The following is a 17,814-nucleotide window of genomic DNA, read 5'->3' as shown; positions in this document are numbered from 1 at the left end:
TTTATGATTTTAGATTATGGCGTTTTTAATTCTCAGTTTTCAATTGTCAACCATCGGTTGGAGGGAGATGGGGTGGTTCATGTGGATTGCGGGAAGAATACACAAGTGATTGCCGGACCGGATATGATTATTCTGCATTACACTGCCGGTTCGAGTGTTATGTCATCGGTTCGTTATCTGGCAAGACCGGATGTGGCGGCTTCGGCTCATCTCGTGATCGGGAGGGCGGGAGAAGTGGTTCAGTTGGTACCGTTTAATATTGTGGCTTGGCACGCCGGGAAAAGCCGATACGCGGGACGGAGCGGTTTGAACCATTGTTCGCTGGGGATAGAGTTGGATAATTTAGGACAACTTCGGCAGGAAGGAGGAAAGTTTGTCGCGGAGTGCGGGGTTGTGGTGCCTTTCGATGAGGTGTATGTTGATGAGGCGGGATCGGGAAAAACGTATTGGCATAGGTACACTGAAGTACAGGAAAGAGTGCTTGCCGAGGTGTGCGGGGTGTTGACTGATAGTTATTCAATTCAGGAGATCGTGGGGCATTCGGATGTGACAGAGAGAAAGGTAGATCCCGGACCTGCATTGCAGTTGCCGGACTGGGTGAGATATTATTGATTTTGTGATTGCCGATTGGGTGATTTACAAATAGAAAACGAGTGTTTATTTTTATATTTATTCATTTTTAAATTTTATTGTTATGGCAAAATTTAATTCTTATTTATTAGGTAGGGTAACGAAGTCTGTTGGTAACGTGACGATGTGTTACATGAACAAGCAGAATGTCGCCAGGGCGAAGATTTTCGCGAGAAAGGATAATCCGAGTCCGGAGGTGTTGGTGCAACGGGCGAAGATGAAGGCGTTGATTGAACTATCACGCTGGCTGTTGCCCGTGGTTCAGAAAGGATTCCGGGGAATAGGGAACGGTACGACTTCTAATGCGTTCGTTTCATTGAACATGGGATGCGTGAGCGTTGGGGAGGATTATGCGGTGACGGTGGATTATTCCCGTCTGCTTGTGGCTACTGGAATCAGGAATACGCCGAAGGTTTCCGTAACCTACGATTCGGACACGAATAAGTATTTTTTTGAGCAAGAGTCCGAGAAAGCGGAAGAGGGGTATGCTGCCAGCGATGACTTGGTATATGCCGTGTTGTATGAAACGGAAGCACAAAGGTCTAGATTAGTAGCTTTACGTGTCCGAGGTGAAAGTGGGAGTACGAGTTATCCGTTGCCCGAGAATTGGTCGGAGGAGAACGTGAAAGCCTATTGTTTCGCGATGAAGAAAAACGGGAAGGTCTGTTCGAATAGCGTGAGTCTGACAGTAGGGTAACAAGGGAGAGGCTGTGTTCAACACAGCCTCGAGTCCATAAGGTCTAAATGTCCGTAAAGTCGTAAGGTCGCATATGTTATAAAATTGTAGAACTGAATTTTGTTTAAGTGATTGTATTTTAAATTGTTGTAATTTTAACAATAAAAAAGTGGGGGAAAGTGGTTTAAAGTGGGAAATTATTTAATAACTTTACATCACTAAATTGGATAAAGAATATGTTGTCGTTTATAGGAGATTATACATGCAAGTTGGATAGCAAGGGACGCTTGGTGGTACCGGCTGTTTTTCGTAAGGAAATGCAGGCTGTACAGGAGGGTTCTTTCGTGTTGCAGCGAAATATTTTCGAGGCATGTATAGATGTTTATCCTAAGGGCGAATGGTTGAGGCTGGCGGAAGAGTTGCGGGCTAAATTGAGCCCGTTTAACCAGGAACATATGCGTTTCCGAAGAGGTTTTTTCCATGGCGCTTTGGAGGTGGAGCTGGATGCTAACGGGCGTATTCTGATTCCCCGTAAAATGCTTGAGCAAGTGGCGATTGAGGGCGATGAGATCGTTTTGGTCGGGTTGGATTCGAAGATCGAGATTTGGGATAAAATAAAGTATGAAGAGGGTGCGTTGAGTACGGAGGAATTTGTACTTTTGACGGATAAATTGAATTTTGGAAATTTAGGATTGTGATGAATATGGAATCTTTGTATCATGTGCCGGTATTGTTGGAAGAATCTGTTTCCGGGTTGAATATTGACCCGGAGGGGGTGTATCTCGATTTGACTTTCGGGGGCGGAGGTCATTCGCGGGAGATTCTGAAACGTTTGGAGGGCGGTTGCCTGATAGGGTTTGATCAAGATTCGGATGCGTTAGCGAACGTGCCGGATGATAGCCGTTTTATTTTCGTGAACCATAATTTCCGTTACTTGCGGAATTTTTTGCGGTATTGCGGGTATGATAAGGCGGATGGTATTCTTGCAGATTTGGGCGTGTCGTCACACGAGTTTGATGAGGCTGACCGGGGATTTTCGTTTCGGTTTGACGCGGAACTGGATATGCGGATGAACAGGAAAGGACGGTTGAAGGCAACTGACGTGTTGAATACATATAGCGAGGAGGAGTTGATCCGGGTGTTTCGGGAGTATGGCGAGGTGGAGAATGCCCGCGGTTTGGTGGGGTTGATTCTGAAGGCTCGGGCGGAGAAGCCGATTGAACGTTCGGAGGAGTTTTTGCAAGTGATAGCGCCCCGGGTGCCGAAGCAGAAGGAGAAAAAATATTTGGCACAGGTGTATCAAGCGTTGCGTATCGAGGTGAACGGGGAATTGGATGTATTGAAAGAAATGTTGCAACAGGCGGAACTGGCATTGCGTCCCGGGGGACGTTTGGTGGTGATTACCTATCACTCGCTGGAAGACCGGATCGTGAAAAATTTCCTGAAGAGCGGGAATTTCGAGGGAAAAGTGGAAAAAGATTTTTACGGACACGTGAAACGGAATTTTGAGTTGGTGAACCGGAAGGTGATCGTTCCGTCGGAGGAGGAGGTAGAACGTAACCCGAGAGCTAGAAGTGCCAAATTGAGAATAGCGGAAAGGATGTGATATGAAGTGGTTCAAGAAAAAGAAAGTGAAGGATTTTGTATCTCCCTCCCAGGAGCAGAAGGAGGTATTGGCAGAGTCCATGAAGGAGGTGTTGGACGGGCGTCTGCTCGCCGATACGGTGTTGCGCCGGAATATGGGGTTTATTCTTTTCTTGACGTTATTGGGAATCTTGTATATCGCGAATGGATATAACACGGAGAAGTTGTACATGAAGAAGGTGGCGTTGGAGAAGGAGTTGGGCAATTTGCGTTTCGAGTCGGTAACGACGGCTTCTGAATTAATGCGGATCAGCGTGCCTTCGGAGGTGGAGAGACGCGTGAAGGAAGCGGGTTTGGATTTGGTACAGAGTAAAGAACCTCCGGTAAAGATAGAGAAATAGGTATGGCATCTTCAATGAAACATGAGTTGGCGGGACGTCTGGGGCTTGTTTACCTGGTGGTGATTGGGATTGCGGTGTTGATCGTGATACAGGCTTTGTATGTTCAGGTGTGGAAGGGGGATGAATTGAGAAGACAAGCTCAGAATGTTTCCAAAAAAGATTTTGTGATAGCTCCTGTTCGGGGAAATATATATGCCGATGACGGGCGTATTCTTGCCAGTTCCGTGCCGTATTATTCGCTCCGGTTTGATTGTGTGGCGGTGGCGGATACGCTGTTTAGGCGAAAGGTGGATAGCCTGGCAATTTGCCTGTCAAAGTTTTTCGGGGATGCTTCGGCAGCGGTGTACAGGCAGAAGTTATGGAAAGGAAAATTCGGGGCGAAACCTAATCGTTACCTGTTGATTAACAAGAAGAAAATTTCTTATACCGAACTTATGGCGGTTAAGAAATTTCCTATTTTTCGGGAGAGGGGTACCCGAAGCGGTTTGATTCTTGAGCAAGAGAACGTGAGATTGCAGCCGCATCGTGATCTGGCATTCCGGACGATAGGGTATTTGAATGAAGCGGCGGATGGCAGTTTCGAAGGACGTGTGGGAATAGAAGGTGCTTTCGAGAAACAATTGCGGGGTGTGCCGGGAAGGAGTTTTCGGCAGATGATGTCCGGTAGATGGATTTCTATGACGGAGGAAGAGCCAGTGGATGGAAATGACGTGGTGACAACGATTAATGTAGATTGTCAAGATATTGTGCAGGGAGCGTTGACTCGCCAGTTGGAATATTACAGGGCGGATGCCGGTACTGCTATTTTGATGGAAGTGAAGACGGGAGATATTAAGGCGATAGCGAACGTGTCGAAAACGTCGTCGGGTTATCGTGAGGTGTTGAATAACGCGATTATGGATGCGGCGGAACCGGGATCGGTGATTAAGGCTGCCACGATGGTGGCTCTGCTTGAAGACGGGTACGTGCATCCGGCGGATACGATCGATTTAGGGGATGGCATATATACGCATGATGGGGTGACTTTGCGGGAGTCCAAGAGGCCGGTAGGGAAAGTGACGGTGCAATCTATTTTCGAGCGTTCGCTGAATGGTATTACGGAATTGGTGTACGAACATTATCGCAAACAGCCGGAAAAATTTGTAAACCGATTGTATGCCATGGGGTTGAATCGGAAAGTGGGGATTGATATCGTGGGAGAGGCGGAACCGTACATCAAGTATCCCACGGATAAGTCGTGGAGCGGAACTTCCTTACGATGGATGAGTTTCGGGTATGAGTTAAAGGTGACTCCGTTGCAAGTGTTGGCATTTTATAACGCCTTGGCAAATGGTGGAAAGCGGATGAAGCCCCGTATTGTAAAAGAGATTCGTGACGGGAGCCAGGTGATAGAACGTTTGGAACCGGAGGTGGTAACTAATAATATATGCAGCAAGCAGACTTTGGAGTACATGAAGCAAATGATGGAAGGGGTTGTGGAGAATGGTACGGCGAAGAATTTGAGAAATGCGGCTTGCAAGATCGCGGGAAAGACGGGTACCGCGAAAATAGCGGCAGGTAAGAAAGGATATAAGGTAGAACCTAAATATAGAGCCAGTTTCGTGGGGTATTTTCCTGCGGATAAGCCTTTGTACACGTGTATTGTGGTGGTGGATAACCCGTCGACTTCGGTAGGGTATTACGGGAATGTCGTGTCGGGAAATGTATTTCGGGAGATAGCCGATAAGATTTATTCGATGGCATCGTTGATGCGGCATGATGATGCTGAGGTGAAATTTGATAAGATATTGCCAATCAGTCAGAACGGGATGAAACAAGATTTTCTGACCATATATGATAATTTGGGCATAGATGTGACTGACGAGGCGGGGAATGCCGAATGGGTGATAACTTCCCGGGATAAGGAAGGGAAAGAGTTTGAACTGAAAGCACGAAACGTGGATTTCTCCGTGATACCGAACGTGAAAGGAATGGGGTTGAGGGATGCGCTGTATTTGTTGGAAAATAGCGGGTTGAAGGTTGGTGTAAGCGGGAGCGGGACGGTGAGTAAGCAGTCGTTGGAACCGGGGCAGAGGGTGAGAAAGGGAAGTTATATAGGGATAGTACTGGATTGAAGATTATTTGATATATAGAGTAATGAAATTAAAAGATTTGTTAGAGGGAGTAGCTTGCGAGATCGTGCAAGGAGGGCCGGAAGCAGAAGTTTCGGCGATTCACTTTGATTCCCGGAAAGTGGGCAAGGGGGACGTTTTTGTTGCCCAAAGAGGGGTGAGTGTTGACGGACACGCTTTTATCGGTAAGGCAATTGCCGGGGGAGCGATAGCCGTGGTTTGTGAGGAGGTGCCGGAAAATTTGCCGGAGGGAATTGTCGTGGTGAAAACGGCGAATTCCTCGGAAGCGTTAGGATGGATGGCATCAGCCTATTACGGGCATCCGTCACGGAAGATGAAATTGGTGGGAGTAACGGGAACAAACGGGAAAACGACAACAGCGACGTTGTTGTACGAGGTAGCGCGTTTGTTGGGTAAGCGAGCCGGATTATTGTCAACGGTTTGTAACTACGTGGGGGATGAAAAAGTGCACGCGACACATACGACTCCGGATGCTTTGGAAATCAATTCTCTGATGAAACGGATGGTGGATGAAGGGTGCGAGTATTGTTTTATGGAGGTGAGTTCGCACGCCGCAGACCAACGCCGTATCAGCGGATTGGATTTTGACGGGGCGATCTTTTCAAATATTACGCATGACCATCTGGATTATCACAAGACATTTCGGGCATATATAGAGGCGAAGAAAGGTTTTTTCGACCGTTTGTCGCCGAAGGCTTTTGCTCTGACGAATACGGACGATAAGAATGGTATGGTGATGTTGCAGAACACGAAAGCGCGTAAATATACCTATTCGTGCAAGCGGATGGCGGATTTTAATTGCAAAACGCTGGAACGTCATCTGGACAGTATGCTGTTATTGCTAGACGGGAGCGAGGTGTGGACGAAGTTCACGGGCGATTTTAATGCTTATAATTTATTGGCAGTGTATTCGGCTGCACGGTTGTTAGGTTTCGATAAAGAGGAATTGTTGCCCGTGATGAGTATGTTGGTTCCGGTGTCGGGACGTTTTGAAACCATCTTGTCCCGTGAAGGGGTGATGGCAGTTGTGGATTATGCTCACACGCCGGATGCCTTGGAAAATGTGTTGTCGACGATAGGAGGTTTGAAGAAGGATGGGACTGTTATTACGGTGGTTGGAGCCGGGGGTGACCGTGACCGGACGAAACGTCCGGAGATGGCGGAGGTGGCTTGTCGGTTGAGCGACCGGGTGGTATTGACATCGGATAACCCGCGAAGCGAGGAACCTGCGGCAATTATAGAGGATATGCGTGCGGGCGTACCGGAAGATGCCCGGGACCGGGTGTTGGCGATAGCCGACCGGAAGGAAGCGATTCGCACGGCATTGATGCTGGCAAAACCGGGTGACATTGTTCTGGTTGCCGGGAAAGGGCACGAGGATTATCAGGAAATAAAAGGTGTGAAACATCATTTTGATGACAAAGAGGTTATAAAGGAAATATTTAAGTTGTAATACTATGTTTTACCACATATTTGATTATTTAGAACAGTTTGATTTCCCGGGAGCCGGGATGTTCCAGTATATCACGTTCCGGTCGGCTTGTGCCGTCATTTTATCTTTGTTGATTGCTACCGTGGTCGGGAAGCGAATTATCCGAATCCTGCAAAAGCAACAGGTGGGAGAAGAGATTCGTGATCTTGGTTTGGAAGGACAAATGCAGAAAAAGGGAACTCCGACGATGGGGGGAATTATTATCCTGTTGGCAATATTGATTCCAGTGATCTTGTTTGCCCGGTTGGATAACGTGTATATTCAATTGATGCTTGTGGCAACGGTGTGGTTGGGATTGATCGGTTTTCTGGATGATTATATCAAGGTATTCCGGAAACATAAAGAGGGGTTGAAAGGACGTTTCAAAGTGATCGGACAGGTCGGTTTAGGACTGATCGTGGGGGTGACTTTGTACGTGAGTGACGATGTGGTGATTCGTGAGAAAGCGATGTTGTCTGAAGTGGGCGTGGTGACGAACACCGTGGACGAAGGCTTTTCGACGGAGAATAGCAAAACGGTATTGACAAAAGATGTTAAGTCGACCAGAACAACGATTCCTTTTTTCAAGAATAATGAATTTGATTATGCTTGGTTTGGTGCGTTTTTCGGGAAATATGCAGAACCTATCGGATGGTTGGTATTTATTTTGATTACGATATTTATCGTGACCGCGGTATCGAACGGGGCTAACTTGACAGACGGGCTTGACGGCTTGGCGACAGGGACTTCGGCGATTGTTGGTGCAACGCTGGGTATTCTGGCGTACGTTTCGGGTAATATGGTGTATGCCGATTATCTGAATATCATGTATATCCCGCATTCCGGGGAGTTGGTGGTGTTTATCGCTGCCTTTATCGGTGCCACGATTGGTTTCTTGTGGTACAATTCTTTTCCTGCCCAGGTATTTATGGGGGACACGGGAAGTTTGTCTTTGGGAGGTATTATTGCGGTGTTTGCCATCATGATTCATAAAGAATTGTTGATTCCTATCCTTTGCGGGATATTCCTCGTGGAGAATTTGTCGGTAGCGATGCAGGTAAGTTATTTCAAGTACACGAAGAAAAGATATGGCGAGGGACGAAGAATATTTTTGATGTCGCCTTTGCACCATCATTTCCAAAAGAAAGGGATTCCGGAACCGAAAATCGTGACACGCTTTTGGATCGTGGGAATTGCTTTGGCTGTGATAACAATCGTTACGTTGAAAATTCGGTGATTTAGAGATTTACGATTAAGTGATTATAATATGAAGAAGTTGGTTATTTTAGGAGGAGGAGAAAGTGGAGCGGGGGCAGCCCGATTGGGAAAGAAATTGGGATATGAAGTTTTCTTGTCAGACAAAGGAAAATTGGCTGATAAGTACAAGAAAGTATTGGAAGAATTAGGTGTGGAGTACGAGGAAGGACAACACACGGAAGCGAAGATATTTGCAGCTGATGTTGTGGTAAAGAGTCCGGGAATTCCGGATAAATTGCCGATGATTGTCGGGTTGCGTGAAAAGGGAATCGAGGTGATTTCGGAAATCGAGTTTGCCGGGCGGCACTCGGATGCGAAGATGTACTGCATCACGGGAAGCAATGGGAAGACGACTACCACTTTGCTGTTATATCACATATTGAAAGAAGCCGGGTATGACGTGGGGCTTGCCGGAAATGTCGGGAACAGTCTGGCGGCACAAGTGGCGGATAACTTGCATTGCGTTTACGTGGTGGAATTGTCTAGTTTCCAACTGGACGGGATGTTCCGTTTCCGGTGCGACACGGCGATATTGACCAATATTACTCCTGACCACTTGGATCGTTATGACTATAAGTTCGAGAATTATGCTAATTCTAAGTTCCGTATTTTGAATAATATGAGAGCGGAGGATTTGTTTATCTATGGCAATGATTGTGATGTGGTACGGGAACGGGTGGAACGAGGTGATATCGTTCCGGAGATGGCTGGTTTTACGTATTCGGAGAATGATGGTTTGAGCGCGTATACGGATGGAGATACGGTGGTAGCCTCTTGGAGGGAAAGGACATTCCGCATTGATAAGAAAGATATCACGATACAGGGACGGCATAACGTGTATAACGCGATGGCCGCAATATTGGCGGCATTAAAGGCGGGAGTGAGTGATGATGAATTAAGAAAGGGATTGACAACCTTCCCGCAGGTAGAACATCGTCTGGAAACCGTGGAAGTTGTCAATGGAGTGACTTATATCAACGATTCGAAGGCTACAAATGTGGATTCGGCATGGTACGCGCTGGATAGTATGCACGCTCCCGTGGTATGGATAGCCGGAGGAACGGATAAAGGGAATGATTACAGCGTTTTGTTTGACCTCGTGCGGGAGAAGGTGAAGTTACTGATATGTATGGGTGTGGATAATAAGAAATTGATTGATTCTTTTTCCCCGATTTGTGAAGTGATAGATACGCGTAGCCTTGATGCCACGATGGAAGAGGCGTATCGTCGTGCCGTGGAGGGAGATGTCGTTTTGCTTTCCCCGTGTTGTGCAAGTTTTGATTTGTTCAAAAATTACGAGAATAGGGGTGAGTTATTTAAGGAAAAAGTAAGAGAGATAAAAAGACAGTGTGATTTGACAAGGAAGTAATAAAATCGTGAATGGCTATGAAAATAAGTTTGCGTTTAAAAGGGGATAGGATTCTGGGAGCTGTGGTGATCGCGTTGATGCTGATCTCCCTGTTGGTGGTGTATTCCTCCACGGGAAGCCTTGCCTTTCGTGTACGGGGGGGGGATACCAGTTTTTACCTGATTAAGCAACTCTTTTTATTGGTGGGTTGTTATGGCGTGATCCTGTTGACGCAATCTTGCCATTATAAGTATTTACTTTCTTTTGCTTCGCTTCTGTTGTTGGCTTCCTTTGGTTTTCTGATATTGGCGAAAGTGATGGGAGCTACGTTGAATGATACAGACCGTTGGATAAAGATTTTCGGTATTTCTTTCCAGCCTTCGGAATTTGCCAAATTGGCTGTCGTTATATTCTGTGCCCGGGCAATAGCGTTCGAGCAGACGGAGAAAGGGTGTGACGATCATGTGTTGTTGCGGATGCTGTGGGTGCTTCCTGTTCTTGGTATGATTTTTATGGAGAACTTTTCGACGTCGGCATTGCTGGGGGGAGTCTGTCTGTTTATGTTGTTCGTGGGACGGTTGAATATGAGGACTTTCGGTAAGATTATCGGGAGTGGCGTGGTATTGATCGGCTTGTTGGTGGCGATACTCTTTATTGTGCCGGACAAGCAGTTGGCAAAGGTGGGACGTCTGTTGACTGTAAAAAGTCGTTTGGAAGCGTTTTTTGTTCCATCAAAGGCGAATAAAGATGATTCTTACCAATCAGACCAAGCGAAGATCGCTGTGGCTCGGGGCGGATTGTTCAAAATAGCGCCGGGGACAAGCGTGCAGCGTAATTTTTTGCCGCATCCTTATTCTGACTTTATATTCGCGATTATCGTGGAGGAGTACGGTTTGGGGGGAGCCGGGGTGGTTATGTTGTTGTATTTGATTATACTTTATCGCGTGGGAGTGATCGTCCGGCGCTGTACGAGAATGTTTCCGGCAATGCTGGTGACCGGGTTGGGATTGTGTATTGTATTACAGGCATTGATAAATATGGGGGTTTGCGTGGGATTGTTCCCCGTGACCGGGCAACCTTTGCCGTTAGTGAGTATGGGAGGAACTTCCCTGTTGTTCACGAGTGCGGCATTCGGGATGATATTAAGTGTCAGCCATACTTTCTCGGAAGAGGGAGAAGTGGAAGCGAAAGAGAAATTGAAGATGGCTACGATACAAGAAGAGAATGAAGAGATAAAATAAGATATATATGAAAAAGGTGATTATCAGTGGAGGAGGAACAGGAGGGCATATATTTCCGGCACTCTCGATCGCGAACGCTTTGAAGCGGTTGGATCCGGATATTGATATTTTGTTCGTGGGAGCAGAGGGTAAGATGGAAATGGAGAAAGTGCCGGAGGCGGGGTACCGGATCGTGGGATTGCCTGTTCGGGGGCTGCAACGGAAATTGACGTTGAGTAATCTGAAGGTTGCATGGAATTTGTGGCGAAGTCTGCGGAAAGCGAAACGCCTCGTGAAAGAATTTAAGCCAGATGTGGTAGTCGGGGTCGGGGGGTATGCCAGTGGTCCTATCGGGCGAGTGGCAGCTAAAGCGGGTATCCCGTTAGTCTTGCAGGAACAAAACTCTTATGCCGGGGTAACTAATAAATTATTGGCGAAGAAAGCGGAGAAAATTTGTGTGGCTTACGAGGGAATGGAGCGTTTTTTCCCGAAAGAGAAAATCATACTCACGGGTAATCCCGTGCGCAAGGATTTGCTGAACGCGTTGGGCGAACGGGAGGAAGGTTTTGCTTTTTACGGTTTAGACCCGAAGAAAAAAATGGTTCTTGTGACCGGGGGAAGCCTTGGTGCAGGTTCGATGAATAAAGCGATGGTGCGATGGTTGGAGCGTGTTGCCGGTTGGAAGGATGTGCAAGTGATTTGGCAGTGCGGTAGTTATTACCATAAACAGCTGGAAGCGGAGTTGAAAGATCGCTTACCGGAGAATATAAAATTCATGCCTTTTCTGAAACGGATGGATTTGGCTTATGCCTGTGCCGATCTTGTGGTGGCAAGAGCGGGTGCCGGAACAATCTCTGAATTGTGCCTGCTGGGGAAGGCTGTTGTGTTGGTTCCTTCACCGAATGTGGCTGAGGATCATCAAACGAAAAATGCGATGGCATTGGTAAACAAACAGGCTGCCGTTATGGTGAAAGATAGTGACGTGGTCGAACAGTTGGGCGATGTTATGGAGCGTTTGCTGACAAATGACAACGAGCGAGAAGCTCTCTCCGAACATATCTTGACGTTAGCCATGAAGGATTCGGACGAGGTGATCGCAAAGCAAATCTTAGAGATTGTTGGAATCTAAAATTTGAAATTATGGAAATTGGTAATGTAAAAGCGATATATTTCGTGGGTATCGGGGGAATTGGGATGAGTGCTTTGGCGCGTTATTTCAAGGTTATGGGATATGACGTGGCAGGGTATGATAAGACCGAGTCGCCTTTGACACGAAAAATGAGTGAGGAGGAGGGGTTTGATATTACTTACGAGGATGTCGAGGCAAAGATCGGGGAGGTCTTTCGGGATAAGGAACATACTTTGGTTGTTTATACTCCGGCTGTACCGGGGGAGAATCGGATATTGAGTTTCTTCCGGGAGAATGGTTACGCTTTACACAAGCGGGCGGAAGTGCTGGGTTTCCTGTCCCGTAGCAAGAAAGCGCTTTGTATCGCCGGAACGCACGGGAAAACGACAACCACGACGATGTTGGCGTTTTTGTTGAAAAATTCACACGTGGGATGCAGTGCTTTCTTGGGGGGAATATCCTCTAATTTCGGGACGAATCTGTTGATTGATAAAAATTCGGATTACGTGGTGATTGAAGCGGATGAATACGATCGTTCGTTTTTACATCTTCACCCGGAGATAGCTGTTATTACAGCCATGGATGCCGATCATCTGGATATATACGGGACGCACGAGGAGCTTTTGAAGGCTTTTGAAGAGTTCGCTTTACAAACGAGGGGAGAGCTTTTCTTGAGAAAAGGATTGGAGTTAAAAAGACGGGCGATTACCGGGCACTATGCCGCCGGGGAGAAAACGGATTATTATGCCGATAACTTACGGGTGGATAACGGTAGTTTCTTGTTCGATTATATCGGGAAAGATGTTGAAATCAAAGATTTGCGCTTGTGTTTTCCGGGAAGGGTAAACGTGGAGAATGCCACGGCTGCCATTACGGTAGCCTTGTACGCGGGAATGACTGCCGGGGAGATACGGGAAGCGTTGCCTTTGTTCAAGGGGGTAGCAAGGAGGTTTGACGTGCACGCCAAAAATGACCGAATCATTTATATCGATGATTATGCCCATCACCCGCGAGAGATCGAGGCATCATTGTCGTCGATACGGGAGATGTGGTCGGAGAAAAAATTGACGGTGGCTTTTCAACCGCATTTATATTCCCGGACAAATGATTTCTATCCCGATTTCGCGAAGAGTCTGAATCTGGCGGATGAGGTGATCTTATTGGATATATACCCGGCACGGGAAAAACCGATACCGGGAGTGACGTCAGCGTTGATTGCCGACCGTTTGACAGTGCCTTATGTCCGGGTGACGAAAGAAGATTTTCCGGCATACGTGCAGGAACACGTGACAGAAGGTGTTTTTATGACGGTGGGAGCCGGGGATATAGACCGCTTTATTCCGGTGTTTACCGAGATGTTTAACAAAGCAAATCGTTGATTTGACAAATGAAACGCATACTACCATACATATTATCTTGCATTTTGCTTGTTTACCTGATAATTGTGCTTACCTTTGTGGCGACAAAATTGGGGGAGGTAACATGTAGAGGGGTGCGGGTTGCTGTCAAAAATACGGATGTCAACGTGTTTGTGGACGAGGAAGATATTATGAAAGCGATAAAGAAGGGATACGGAGGCATAACAGACAAAAGTATTATGGCAGTAAATAAAGATAGTTTGGAAAGGGTACTTGTCAAAAATCCGATGATAAAGTCGGCTCAGGTTTACTACAGTTTAGACGGTTATATCCATGTAAATATCAAGCAACGTGAACCTGTTTTGAGAGTAATGACGGGTGAGGGTTACTACGTTGATAGTGACGGGAAAGTGATGCCGTTGTCTTCTAAGTTTACTTCCAGGGTTGTTGTTGCAACCGGTGATATTAGTACAAAATACGCGTGCGAGAAGTTAGGTCCGTTCGTAATGTCCTTGAGGGACGATGCGTTTTGGGATGCCTACATCGAGCAACTGGTAGTGAGATCAAACGAGGATGTCGTGATGATCCCCAAAGTGGGTGATTTCAGAATCGTACTCGGAAAGGTCGAGAATAGCCAGGAACGCTTGGACAAGCTGATGCTGTTTTTGAAGGAAGGTATTGCCAAGAAAGGTTGGAACCAGTACAAGGAAGTCAATTTGAAATTTGATAACCAAGTAGTTTGTGTTAGAAAATAAAAAATAGATATTATGGGATTTGTAGCTTCTTTAGATATGGGGTCTGAAAAAATGGTGATGGCTCTCGGTGAGGTTTCCGGGGGTGAGTGCCGTTTGGTTGGAATAGAGAGTGTTGCTTCTCAGGGTATCCACCGGGGGATGGTGGTCGATCGGCTTCGGGTGAAGTCTTGCGTGCAGCGTTTGTTGGAGAAATTCAAGCAAGAACACGAGATGCATATCGATGCATTAAACATTGCATTGGCAGGGGAGTGGGTGCAGCAAGTGGAAGACCGGGAAATATCAAAGTTTTCCCGTGTAAAACGAGTGGAAGAAGCCGATTTGCAGGAGTTGGAGAAAAAGTGCCGCAATAACGTGAATCTGGAGATGGAAGAGATTGTGGATGTCGTGCCTTTTGCTTATACGCTGGACGGAGAACCGGAGAGTGATCCGGTAGGCTGTGAAACCCGGCGTTTGGAAGTCGATTTCCATGTTTACGTGGCTAGAAAACGTATGTTGGAAGGCTTGCGCCAAGCTTTGAACGAATCCGGGGTTGAAAAGATTAATTTTTATTCGGCAGTAAGTGCCGCCCAGAAAGCTCTTGTGGCACGGGGACGAAAAGGAGTGAGGGATTTCGCGCTGATCGATTTGGGTGCGGACAGTATAAAAGTGCACGTCTTCCAAGATGGAATGATCGTGTACGACGAGGTTTTGCCTCTGGGATGTAATACAATTGAGAAAGATATAAATACGGCTTTTTCCATCGAGAACATGGCGAGTGCGAAAAAGTTGAAACACGAATACGGGATGGCATTGCAAGCCGAGTGTAAAAGCCGGAAAATAATGATTCCGGACACGAAATACTGTATTGATATACAGGATATGGTACACGTGGAGCAATGCCGTTTGGAGGAGTTGTTGGAAGGAGCTATCTGGCAGATATTGAAAAGCGGTTATTACAAGCAATTGGAGGATGGTATATTGTTGACCGGTGGAGGTAGCCGGGTGCAGGGAATAGATGTCTTGTTGAATCGTTTGTCAAAGCATCCGATAAGTATGGCAAGCGTGTCAACTGTAAAATTCGCCAAGGAAACACCCTTGAAAACACCGGAGAACTTCACGGCTTTGGGGTTATTGCGTTGTGAACGCAAGGAACCGAAGAAAAGAGGTTGGTTTGATAGTTTTTTTTAAGAATAATGATATAACACTTTTCAGCTATGTTGAATGAAGATGCGTTATTGGATTTGAGGATTCCGGAACAGGATGAGTCGATTATTAAAGTGATCGGCGTCGGGGGAGGCGGTAGTAATGCCGTCAATCACATGTGCCGTCAAGGTATCCGGGGGGTGGAGTTTGTTGTATGTAATACCGATATACAAGCTTTGCGGATTAGTCCCGTGAAGAATAGGATACAGATTGGAAAGGAGCTTACCGAAGGACGCGGTGCCGGTAGTTTGCCGGAACGCGGGAAACAGTCGGCGATAGAAAGTCTGGATTACATCAAAACAATCCTCGAGCGGAACACGAAGATGGTGTTTATCACGGCAGGAATGGGGGGCGGAACCGGAACGGGTGCGGCGCCAGTGATTGCGAAACAAGCTCGGGAGTTGGGGATATTGACGATTGGCATCGTGACTATTCCTTTTAGTTTCGAGGGGCGCAGGCGCGTGGAGCAAGCCATGGAGGGTGTCGATGAATTGTCGGAATACGTGGATGCTTTGCTGATTATCTGCAACGAGAAATTGCGGGATATGTACGGCAACTTGAAATTGTCGAAGGCATTCGAGATGGCGGATAACGTGTTGACGATAGCGGCAAAGAGTATTGCGGAAATTATCACCTTAAAAGGATTCGTGAACGTCGACTTCGCGGATGTGGAGGTTGTGATGCGGAATAGCGGGGTGGCACTGATGGGAGCCGGGGAATCGGCGGGAGAGAATCGTGCAATGGAAGCCGTGCAGATGGCTTTGGAATCCCCGTTGCTGAATAGTAACGATATACGGGGCGCTTCCAATATATTGCTGAATATGTTGTACGGCTCGAAAGAGATTACGATGGATGAAATCACGCTGATTACCGATTACGTGAAAGAATTGGTCGGTCGGGATGTCGATGTGATTTGGGGAGCCGGAAAAGACGAGTCGCTAAATGAAGAATTGCACGTGGCGGTGATTGCCACCGGATTCAATAATTCTCCGGTAGACACGAAACGGAAAGCCCCCACGTTCAAAGTGGAGCGTGTGGACGATCTGGAAATGAAGTTGGAAAGCGCGAAAGAGGTAGAGGAAGAACAACGTCGTCGGAAACAACTGGCGGAAGAGAACCGTCGGTTGCGTCGGGAACAGGAAGACCAACAACGCCGGGTTGCCCGGGTGAGAGAAGAACGGGTGAGAAAGCCGTGGAATGACGATGAAGAGATGCGAGAGTTCGAGGATTCGGAGGACGAACCTCTGTTCAAACGGAAACGAAATATACGGGAACACAACGAAGAATATGACCGGGACTTCGAGCGGGAGAAAGGACGCAAGAGAGGATTGAACGAGGTGCCCGACGTGGATAGTTGGTTCAAGCGTAAGTTAGGAAATATGTTCAATGAAGATATGGGTAGGGATTCTGAAATGTAAAATGTATTGTCATGGTAGATGGATTGATCAATTTTAATCAGTACGAAGTGACGACACCTATTATCAAAGTGATCGGTGTCGGCGGAGGTGGCGGTAATGCTGTCGAATACATGTACCGGCAAGGAATTTGCGATGTGGACTTCGTGCTTTGCAACACGGATTCGCAGGCATTGAACCAGAGCCCGATAAAAACTCGTATTCAATTGGGAACCGGACTGGGTGCCGGCAATCGTGCCGAGGTCGGTGAAGCGGCAGCTCTCGAGAGCGTGGATGAAATCCGGGAGTTGTTGAGTAAGAATACGAGAATGGTATTTATCACTGCTGCCATGGGTGGCGGAACCGGAACAGGCGCAGCCCCGGTGATAGCCAAACTCTCTAAGGAAATGGGAATCCTGACCGTGGGGATCGTGACGATTCCTGCTCGTTTCGAGGGACCGAAGCGATTGGAGCAAGCCCGTGTCGGAGTAAGTAAGATGAAGGATTACGTGGATTCTCTTATCATCATTGATAACGAGAAAATACAAAGGATATACGGGCCGCAACCGCTTTCCTGTGCTTTTGGAAAGGCGAATGATGTGTTGAATATTGCGGCGAAAGGTATAGCTGAAATTATTACTTTGCCGGGATATATCAATGTGGATTTCGCGGATGTACGTACCGTCATGACTGATAGCGGCATTGCTATCATGGGTGCGGCTCAGGCTGGCGGGGAAGAACGGGCGCACCGGGTGATAGCGGATGCGTTGAATAGCCCTTTGTTAAACAAAAACGATTTGGCTGGAGCAAAGGATATTTTATTGAATATCACCTCGGGAACGGACGAGATTACGATGGACGAGATGAACGAGATTACCTCGTATGTTATTCGGGAAGTCGGGGATAATGCTGCGATTATATGGGGTGTGGGAACGGATGAATCGTTGGGGGATGCTATTTCCGTGACGATTATTGCCACGGGATTCCCGATGGACGACGTGGATACGATACCGATACCCGGTCCTAAAAATACGGTACAAGCAGAAGAAGTGACGGAACCCGGTAGAAAAAAGGAATTGGAAAAAGGAGCTATCAATTACGTGGAAGAACTGTTGAAGGAAGCCGACGTACTGCTTCAAGCCGATTTGTCACAGGAACAAATAAAAGAATTAGAGGAAACTCCGGCCTATACGCGGAGGCATATTAAAATAGACAGAACCTAGCGATTTTGGATTTTATGATTTTAGATTTTAGATTGGAAATCACAAGATGGTTTC

16 protein-coding genes are annotated in these 17,814 nt (G+C 47.0%); all 16 read left to right on the top strand.

The features are described 5' to 3' along the window. Positions 1-3 precede the first annotated feature (3 nt). Positions 4-612 (top strand): N-acetylmuramoyl-L-alanine amidase, encoded by a 609-nt coding sequence (locus A3CY_RS0105470; RefSeq protein WP_018336898.1) that lies wholly within the window; start codon positions 4-6, stop codon positions 610-612. An 82-nt stretch (positions 613-694) separates the two neighbouring features. Next, the gene (locus A3CY_RS0105465; RefSeq protein WP_018336897.1) at positions 695-1,327 is read left to right on the top strand and encodes a DUF6266 family protein; all 633 of its coding nucleotides are present in this window, start codon (positions 695-697) and stop codon (positions 1,325-1,327) included. A 215-nt stretch (positions 1,328-1,542) separates the two neighbouring features. Next, a complete protein-coding gene (gene mraZ, locus A3CY_RS0105460) occupies positions 1,543-2,004 on the top strand; it encodes a division/cell wall cluster transcriptional repressor MraZ (protein WP_018336896.1) in 462 nt (153 codons plus the stop codon). Beyond that, positions 2,004-2,912 carry a 16S rRNA (cytosine(1402)-N(4))-methyltransferase RsmH gene (gene rsmH / locus A3CY_RS0105455; RefSeq protein ID WP_018336895.1) on the top strand — a complete coding sequence of 303 codons (909 nt, stop codon included), beginning with the start codon at positions 2,004-2,006 and terminating at the stop codon, positions 2,910-2,912. Before mraZ ends, rsmH begins: the two co-directional genes overlap by 1 nt. A 1-nt stretch (position 2,913) precedes the next feature. Further along, positions 2,914-3,291 (top strand): FtsL-like putative cell division protein, encoded by a 378-nt coding sequence (locus A3CY_RS0105450; RefSeq protein WP_018336894.1) that lies wholly within the window; start codon positions 2,914-2,916, stop codon positions 3,289-3,291. 2 nt (positions 3,292-3,293) lie between these two features. Beyond that, positions 3,294-5,405 (top strand): penicillin-binding protein, encoded by a 2,112-nt coding sequence (locus tag A3CY_RS0105445; RefSeq protein ID WP_155828187.1) that lies wholly within the window; start codon positions 3,294-3,296, stop codon positions 5,403-5,405. 22 nt (positions 5,406-5,427) lie between these two features. Then, positions 5,428-6,876: a UDP-N-acetylmuramoyl-L-alanyl-D-glutamate--2,6-diaminopimelate ligase gene (locus tag A3CY_RS0105440; RefSeq protein WP_026207336.1), complete on the top strand. Its 1,449-nt coding sequence runs from the start codon at positions 5,428-5,430 to the stop codon at positions 6,874-6,876. A gap of 4 nt (positions 6,877-6,880) precedes the next feature. After that, positions 6,881-8,131, top strand: a complete 1,251-nt coding sequence (gene mraY / locus A3CY_RS0105435) for a phospho-N-acetylmuramoyl-pentapeptide-transferase (protein ID WP_018336891.1) — start codon at positions 6,881-6,883, stop codon at positions 8,129-8,131. Between the two features lie 30 nt (positions 8,132-8,161). After that, complete coding sequence (gene murD / locus A3CY_RS0105430; protein ID WP_018336890.1) at positions 8,162-9,520, top strand: UDP-N-acetylmuramoyl-L-alanine--D-glutamate ligase; 1,359 nt, start codon at positions 8,162-8,164, stop codon at positions 9,518-9,520. A 17-nt stretch (positions 9,521-9,537) separates the two neighbouring features. Beyond that, positions 9,538-10,740: an FtsW/RodA/SpoVE family cell cycle protein gene (locus A3CY_RS0105425; RefSeq protein WP_231932369.1), complete on the top strand. Its 1,203-nt coding sequence runs from the start codon at positions 9,538-9,540 to the stop codon at positions 10,738-10,740. Between the two features lie 7 nt (positions 10,741-10,747). After that, positions 10,748-11,848, top strand: a complete 1,101-nt coding sequence (gene murG, locus A3CY_RS0105420) for an undecaprenyldiphospho-muramoylpentapeptide beta-N-acetylglucosaminyltransferase (protein WP_018336888.1) — start codon at positions 10,748-10,750, stop codon at positions 11,846-11,848. Positions 11,849-11,859: 11 nt separating this feature from the next. Continuing rightward, positions 11,860-13,227, top strand: a complete 1,368-nt coding sequence (gene murC, locus A3CY_RS0105415) for a UDP-N-acetylmuramate--L-alanine ligase (RefSeq protein WP_018336887.1) — start codon at positions 11,860-11,862, stop codon at positions 13,225-13,227. Positions 13,228-13,304: 77 nt separating this feature from the next. Continuing rightward, the gene (locus A3CY_RS0105410; RefSeq protein WP_231932375.1) at positions 13,305-13,961 is read left to right on the top strand and encodes a cell division protein FtsQ/DivIB; all 657 of its coding nucleotides are present in this window, start codon (positions 13,305-13,307) and stop codon (positions 13,959-13,961) included. A 12-nt stretch (positions 13,962-13,973) separates the two neighbouring features. Next, positions 13,974-15,128, top strand: a complete 1,155-nt coding sequence (gene ftsA, locus A3CY_RS0105405) for a cell division protein FtsA (RefSeq protein WP_018336885.1) — start codon at positions 13,974-13,976, stop codon at positions 15,126-15,128. 26 nt (positions 15,129-15,154) lie between these two features. Further along, positions 15,155-16,561 carry a cell division protein FtsZ gene (gene ftsZ, locus A3CY_RS0105400; RefSeq protein ID WP_018336884.1) on the top strand — a complete coding sequence of 469 codons (1,407 nt, stop codon included), beginning with the start codon at positions 15,155-15,157 and terminating at the stop codon, positions 16,559-16,561. A gap of 11 nt (positions 16,562-16,572) precedes the next feature. Further along, entirely contained in the window at positions 16,573-17,760 is a 1,188-nt protein-coding gene (gene ftsZ, locus A3CY_RS20305) for a cell division protein FtsZ (RefSeq protein WP_018336883.1), read from the top strand. The last annotated feature ends 54 nt before the right edge of the window (positions 17,761-17,814 follow it).

This window comes from Butyricimonas synergistica DSM 23225 (assembly GCF_000379665.1).
Lineage (GTDB): Bacteria > Bacteroidota > Bacteroidia > Bacteroidales > Marinifilaceae > Butyricimonas > Butyricimonas synergistica.
The sequence above is the reverse complement of the archived record's forward strand: the minus strand, read 5'-3'. Positions and strand labels throughout refer to the sequence as shown.

What these genes read in the sequence shown, in the direction of transcription:
- A3CY_RS0105470 (WP_018336898.1), top strand. Translation starts at nt 4, where the DNA reads ATGATTTTAGATTATGGCGTTTTTAATTCTCAGTTTTCAATTGTCAAC.
- A3CY_RS0105465 (WP_018336897.1), top strand. Translation starts at nt 695, where the DNA reads ATGGCAAAATTTAATTCTTATTTATTAGGTAGGGTAACGAAGTCTGTT.
- mraZ (WP_018336896.1), top strand. Translation starts at nt 1,543, where the DNA reads ATGTTGTCGTTTATAGGAGATTATACATGCAAGTTGGATAGCAAGGGA.
- rsmH (WP_018336895.1), top strand. Translation starts at nt 2,004, where the DNA reads ATGAATATGGAATCTTTGTATCATGTGCCGGTATTGTTGGAAGAATCT.
- A3CY_RS0105450 (WP_018336894.1), top strand. Translation starts at nt 2,914, where the DNA reads ATGAAGTGGTTCAAGAAAAAGAAAGTGAAGGATTTTGTATCTCCCTCC.
- A3CY_RS0105445 (WP_155828187.1), top strand. Translation starts at nt 3,294, where the DNA reads ATGGCATCTTCAATGAAACATGAGTTGGCGGGACGTCTGGGGCTTGTT.
- A3CY_RS0105440 (WP_026207336.1), top strand. Translation starts at nt 5,428, where the DNA reads ATGAAATTAAAAGATTTGTTAGAGGGAGTAGCTTGCGAGATCGTGCAA.
- mraY (WP_018336891.1), top strand. Translation starts at nt 6,881, where the DNA reads ATGTTTTACCACATATTTGATTATTTAGAACAGTTTGATTTCCCGGGA.
- murD (WP_018336890.1), top strand. Translation starts at nt 8,162, where the DNA reads ATGAAGAAGTTGGTTATTTTAGGAGGAGGAGAAAGTGGAGCGGGGGCA.
- A3CY_RS0105425 (WP_231932369.1), top strand. Translation starts at nt 9,538, where the DNA reads ATGAAAATAAGTTTGCGTTTAAAAGGGGATAGGATTCTGGGAGCTGTG.
- murG (WP_018336888.1), top strand. Translation starts at nt 10,748, where the DNA reads ATGAAAAAGGTGATTATCAGTGGAGGAGGAACAGGAGGGCATATATTT.
- murC (WP_018336887.1), top strand. Translation starts at nt 11,860, where the DNA reads ATGGAAATTGGTAATGTAAAAGCGATATATTTCGTGGGTATCGGGGGA.
- ftsA (WP_018336885.1), top strand. Translation starts at nt 13,974, where the DNA reads ATGGGATTTGTAGCTTCTTTAGATATGGGGTCTGAAAAAATGGTGATG.
- ftsZ (WP_018336884.1), top strand. Translation starts at nt 15,155, where the DNA reads ATGTTGAATGAAGATGCGTTATTGGATTTGAGGATTCCGGAACAGGAT.
- ftsZ (WP_018336883.1), top strand. Translation starts at nt 16,573, where the DNA reads ATGGTAGATGGATTGATCAATTTTAATCAGTACGAAGTGACGACACCT.